Origin of the sequence: Cupriavidus sp. L7L, from assembly GCF_004353535.1 — a bacterium.
GTDB lineage: Bacteria > Pseudomonadota > Gammaproteobacteria > Burkholderiales > Burkholderiaceae > Cupriavidus > Cupriavidus oxalaticus_A.
In genome coordinates, this window is record NZ_SMNY01000079.1 from 1 (window position 1) to 5,582 (window position 5,582).

The window sequence follows — 5,582 nt, forward strand, 5'->3', positions numbered from 1 at the left end:
CGGCGGCAGCGGGTGCGCGCGCCGCTGCCAGCGGCGGGGCGGCCTTGCGCGCGAAATCGGCACGCGGGGCGGCTGCCGCCGGCGGTGAGGGTGGTGCCGCCGGAGCAGGCGCGGATTCCGCCATGGCGGAGTACGCGGGCATTGGCGGAGCCGCTGCGACGGCGGGAGCCTGTGGCGGCAAGCTGTCGGTGGCTGGGGCTGGGGCTGGGGCTGGGGCTGGGGCTGGGGCTGGGGCGGGCATGGCCCGCGTTTCGCCGCGTGGCGTCGCCTTGCGCTCGGCGGGCGGCTGCGCGCGCTGGCGCGGGGTGGCTTCGCGTTCCTGCCGTTGCTCCCGCGATACCGACGAAGAGGCCTTGGGCACTGGCGGGGCGGGGTTCGCCGGAGCGGCGACGGGTGCTTCATGCGTTGACGCAGGGGCGTCCCCGGCCGCCGGTGCCGCAGCCTCGCCGACTGCGACGCCGGTGGCCGGTTGCAAGGCGCCTTCGTCGATCTGCCGCAGCACGATGCTGGTGGTCAGCCCGGCCACGGCCGCTACGCTGGCTACCGCACCGAGTGAGCGCCACCAGCGGCGTGCGCGTGCCGTTCGTGCGTGTTCTGTTCGTCCGGCGTGCTTCGCCCCTTCGACTGCCTGCGCGGCGGCAGCGCTGCGCGCCTGCGCCGCCAGCCAGTCGCGCGTGGCATCGCTGACAGGCGCACCCAGCGCCTGCGCCGCCGGCTGGCCCGCAGCGATGCCGGCCAGCACCGCATCGCGCCGGCCCGCCTGCGCTGCCTGCAGCCGCGCGGCTTCTTCCAGCACCGCGGACGCCAGCCCCGGCGGCGCGGCAAATGGCAGGCCGAATGGCAGGCTGCCGGCGCGGCGCGCGTCCGCTTCCTGCTGGGCCGCGTGCGCCGCCGTTTGCACGGCGGCGGCCAGCCGCTCCGGTGGCATGTAGGCGGGCAATTCCTTCAGCAACGCGGCAAGCCGGTCCTGCCCGTCGATGAAGCGGTCGGCGGCGCTCATGGCCCACGCTCCCGCGCGCCCGGCACGCCGCCCGCCAGCTCGGCACGCAACCGCGCGAAGGCGTAGCGCAGCCGGCTCCTCACCGTTTCGAACTTCTCGCCCAGCATCTGCGCGATATCCTCGACGCTCATGTCGCTGAAGAAGCGCAGCACCACCACCTCGCGCTGTGCCGCCGGCAGTTGCAGCAGTGCGCGGTGGACGTGGTGCGCATGCTGCCGCAACTGCAGCTCGGCTTCCGGCGACAGGTCATCGGCGGGCAGCTCCGGCGGCTCGCCGTCGTCCGTGTCGTGGCGCTGGCGCGCATCCGCGCTGCGCACCTGGTCGAGCCAGGCATTGCGCGCGATCTGGTACAGGAAGGTGCGGAACGCCGCGGCTGGCTGGTAGTCGCCGCAGCGGGTCATCAGCTTGATCCAGGCCTTCTGCGCGATGTCCTCGGCCTCGCCGGTGTTGCCCTGGCACAGCCACGCCACGTAGTTGTAGAGGCCGGCATTATGGCGGCGGAACAGTTCGGCGATGGGTTGCTCGATGATGCCCGAAGCGACCAGCAGCATCAGGTCCTGGTCCGGCAGCGCGGCCAACGGGGCCAACGGGGCCAACGGGGCCAACGGGGCCAATGGTGCCAGTGGGCGAGGGGGGAAGGGGTCTGGAGCCTGCATGCGCCCGAGTATAGGAGAGCGCAGGGCGGGGCAGCCAGGCGCTGCGCTGCCCTGCGCCGGGACGTTGTCAGCGCGCCGCACGCTCGGGAACCGCGCCAGCCGCATCTCCCGGCTTGCTGGTGGCCAGGCTTTGCGCCAGGTCGACCAGCTTGAGGAATTCGCCGCGGTAGCCGAAGCGGTCGGCGCCGCGCGCGCCCTGCGCCAGCGCGTGCGCCTCGGCGTAGCCCCAGTTGCCGGTGTGCTTGCCGCCGCGCAGCGCCTGGCCGAAGCCGGCGACGGCGGCGGCGAAGCGGAAGTCGTCGTCGCCCTGGGCCAGGGGCCGGATCGCCTGCCGCGCCACGGCGATATCCATCAGCTGGCTGGTGCTGGCCGCAGGCAGCTTGTAGCGCAGCTTCACATGCGCCAGTTCGCCGTCGCGGCCGGATGCGGGCCCGGTGGGCGTGGTGGGCGCGGTGGGCGCGGGGGGCTGGTAGCGCAGCGGATCGACCAGCCCGGGCTGGCCGGCCAGCGTCAGCTCGTACAGCGCGGTCACCGTATGGCCCGCGCCGATGTCGCCGGCGTCGACCTTGTCGTTGTTGAAATCCTCGCGCGCCAGCATGCGGTTTTCGTAGCCGATCAGCCGGTATTCCTTCACCGTCGCCGGGTTGAATTCCACCTGGATCTTCACGTCGCGCGCGATGGTGGCCAGTGTCGAGCTCATCTCGTTGGCCAGCACCTTATTGCCTTCCATCAGGTTGTCGATATACGAGTACGCACCGTCGCCGGCATCGGCCAGCTGCTCCATCAACTGCTCGTTGTAGTTGCCGGTGCCGAAGCCCATCGTCGACAGCGACACGCCGGACTTGCGCTTTTCCTCGACCATGCCCTTGAGCTGCCGGAAGTCGGTGACGCCGACATTGAAATCGCCGTCGGTGGCCAGCAACACCCGGTTGATCCCGCCCGCAATAAAGCCCTGCTGCGCGGCCTGGTAGGCCAGCGCGATGCCGCTGGCGCCAGCGGTGCTGCCGCCGGCCACCAACTGGTCGATGGCGGCGCTGATTGCGGCCTTGTCGCTGCCCGGCGTAGGCGGCAGCGCCACGCGGGTGCCGCTGGCATAGGTGACCAGCGTGATGCGGTCCTGCGCGCGCAGCTTGTTCACCAGCAGCTTCAGCGACGACTTGAGCAGCGGCAGCTTGTCGGGCGAGTCCATCGACCCCGACACGTCGACCAGGAACACCAGGTTGGCCGGCGGCAGCGCGCCGCTGGCGATGTCCTTGCCCTTGATGCCGATGCGCAGCAGCACGTTGGACGGATGCCAGGGCGCGGGCGCGAGCGCGGTATGCACGGCGAAGGGCCGGCCGTCGGCGGGCTGGGCGTAGTCGTACGGGAAGTAGTTCAGCAATTCCTCCACGCGCACGGCATCGGCGGGAGGCAGGCGGCCGGCATTGAGCAGGCGGCGCATATTGCTGTAGCTGCCGGTGTCGACATCGATGCTGAAGGTGGATACCGGGGCCTGCGCGACCAGTTTGACGCCGTTCTCTTCGATCTGGCCGTAGCGCTCGCGGTCCGCGGCCTGGGGTGGCGGCAGGTGGTAGGGACGCGGCATGGCCAGCGGTGCATGGGGTGCGATGGCGCGCATTTCGGCCGCGGGCGCGGCATTTGCGGCCTTGGCCACTTCGGCGGCGTGGTCCAGGACCGGCGCGGGCGCCGGGGCCGGGGTCGGGACCGGCGGAGCGGATTGCGGCGCCTGCGTCAGCGCAGGCGAATGCCCGCCGCAGGCCGACAGCGCCAGTGCCAGCGCGGTTGCGCAGCAGGCAGCTGCGGCCCGGGTCCGCCGGGCGCCAACGGTGGTCACGACCGGAGCGTGAAGTTGCATGTTGTTCTCCTGGTGGGCCGCTGGCGGGACGCCGTGGAGGCCTGTCCATGAAACGGCGCACGGTAGCCGGCGGGGTTAAACCCTCCGGTTTTTTTCGCTGCACGCTCTGTCAGGTGACGGAAATCAGACTTCGCCCCACCCCCGCATGCGGCGATCGCCACTACAATCGCCTGATTCCTTCCCCAGGAGACATCGCATGGCCCGCTTTGACCTCGATTCGATGGTGTGGCGCAGCACGCTGGCCCTGACTACGGCCGCGCTGCTTGGCGCGTGTGGAACGCAGGGCGGAGGGACAGGGACGCCCGCCGCAACGGCTGAGCCAGCTGCCGCCCCGGCCGCGGCGGCGCCCGCGGCACCCATGCCGCCTGCCCCGGAGGTTGCTTCCGGCTACCGCGCCGGCATGTCGACGGTCTATGCGCAGCGCCATATGGCCGCAGCGGCCAATCCGCTGGCCAGCGAGGCCGGGCGCGCCATGCTGCGCCAGGGCGGCTCGGCGATCGATGCCGCCATCGCCATGCAGGCCGTGCTGACGCTGGTCGAGCCGCAAGCCACCGGCATCGGTGGCGGCGCCTTCATCATGTACTGGGACGGCAAGCGCGTGCAGGCTTTTGACGGCCGCGAGACCGCACCCGCGGGTGCCACCGAAAACCTGTTCATGCGCACCGACGGCAAGCCGATGGAATTCAGCGAGGCACAGATTGGCGGGCGTTCGGTCGGCACGCCGGGCGTGATGCGCGCGCTGGAGATGGCGCACCGGCAGCACGGGCGCCTGCCTTGGGCCAAGCTGTTCGAGCCGGCGATCTCGCTGGCGGAGAAGGGCTTTCCGATCTCGCAGCGCCTGTACACGCAGGTGGCGGCCGACAAGTTCCTGGCCAACTCGCCGGAGATGGCCGCGTATTTCCTCGATGCGCAGGGCAAGCCCAAGCCGGCCGGCACGGTGCTGAAGAACCCCAAGCTCGCACAGACGCTGCGCGATATTGCGCGGCGCGGCGCGGGCGTGCTGTACGGTGGCCCGATCGCGCAGGACATCGTCGCCAAGGTCAACGGCAGTGCCAACCGGGGCTCGCTGTCGATGGCTGACCTGCGCGATTACCGGGCCAAGCAGCGCGTGCCGGTCTGCACCGACTACAAGCGCTGGAAGATCTGCGGCATGCCGCCGCCGTCATCGGGCGGTATCGCGATTGCGCAGATCCTGGGCACGCTGCAGGCGCTGGAGACCAAGAATCCCAAGTACGCGCTGGCAGCGCTCAAGCCGCAAAACGTCAACACGCCCGCGCAGGTGGAAGCCAATCCGGACGCGGTCCACGCTATTTCCGAAGCCGACCGCCTGGCCTATGCCGACCGCGGCCTCTACGTGGCGGATGCCGATTTCGTGCAGATCGACGTGGCCGGCCTGGTTAACCCGAACTACCTCGCGTCGCGCGCCGAGCTGATCGGCGACAAGAGCATGGGCAAGGCGCAGCCGGGCGTGCCGCCGGGCCCTGCGGTGGCGTATGCCCCGGACCGCTCGCCGCCGCGCATGTCCACCTCGCAGATCGTCGCGGTCGATGACCGCGGCGGCGCGATCTCGATGACCACTACGATCGAGTCGTACTTCGGCTCGCATCTGATGGTGCGTGGGTTCATGCTGAACAACCAGCTGACCGACTTCTCGTTCTTGCCGAGCGAGAATGGCAAGCCGGTGGCCAACCGTGTCGAGCCGGGCAAGCGGCCGCGTTCGTCGATGGCGCCAACGCTGGTGTTTGACCGCCAGACCGGGCAGCTCGTGGCCACGGTGGGTTCGCCCGGCGGCTCACAGATCATCGAGTATGTGTCCAAGACGCTGGTCGGGATGCTGGACTGGAATATGGATCCGCAGGCTGCGATCGGCATGGGTAACTTCGGCAGCCGCAATGGGCCTACTGAAGTGGAGAAGGGGCTGGTGTCGCCGGGGCTGGTGCAGGCGCTGCAGCAGCGCGGGCATCAGGTTGCCGAGATTGAGATGACCAGCGGCACGCAGGCTATCGTGCGTCGGCAGGGGCCAGATGGGAAGGTCGTTTGGGCGGGTGGGGCGGATCCGCGGAGGGAGGGG

At 70.5% G+C, this 5,582-nt stretch carries 4 protein-coding genes; 1 reads left to right on the plus strand and 3 read right to left on the minus strand.

Features of this window, described 5'->3' with window-relative positions:
- From E1J61_RS35560 to E1J61_RS35570, 3 genes are all read right to left on the minus strand, one after another.
- On the minus strand, window positions 1-1,000 hold a 1,000-nt coding region (locus E1J61_RS35560), incomplete at its 3' end, for a hypothetical protein (protein WP_133098478.1).
- Window positions 997-1,587: a sigma-70 family RNA polymerase sigma factor gene (locus tag E1J61_RS35565; protein WP_243737109.1), complete on the minus strand. Its 591-nt coding sequence runs from the start codon at window positions 1,585-1,587 to the stop codon at window positions 997-999. The genes E1J61_RS35560 and E1J61_RS35565, both read right to left, overlap by 4 nt.
- 136 nt (window positions 1,588-1,723) lie before the next feature.
- Window positions 1,724-3,511, minus strand: a complete 1,788-nt coding sequence (locus tag E1J61_RS35570; RefSeq protein ID WP_133098480.1) for a VWA domain-containing protein — start codon at window positions 3,509-3,511, stop codon at window positions 1,724-1,726.
- 196 nt (window positions 3,512-3,707) lie between these two features.
- Here E1J61_RS35570 and ggt point away from each other — a divergent pair.
- On the plus strand, window positions 3,708-5,582 hold a 1,875-nt coding region (gene ggt, locus E1J61_RS35575; RefSeq protein ID WP_133098481.1), incomplete at its 3' end, for a gamma-glutamyltransferase.

What these genes read in the sequence shown, in the direction of transcription:
- E1J61_RS35570 (WP_133098480.1), bottom strand. Translation starts at nt 3,511, where the DNA reads ATGCAACTTCACGCTCCGGTCGTGACCACCGTTGGCGCCCGGCGGACC.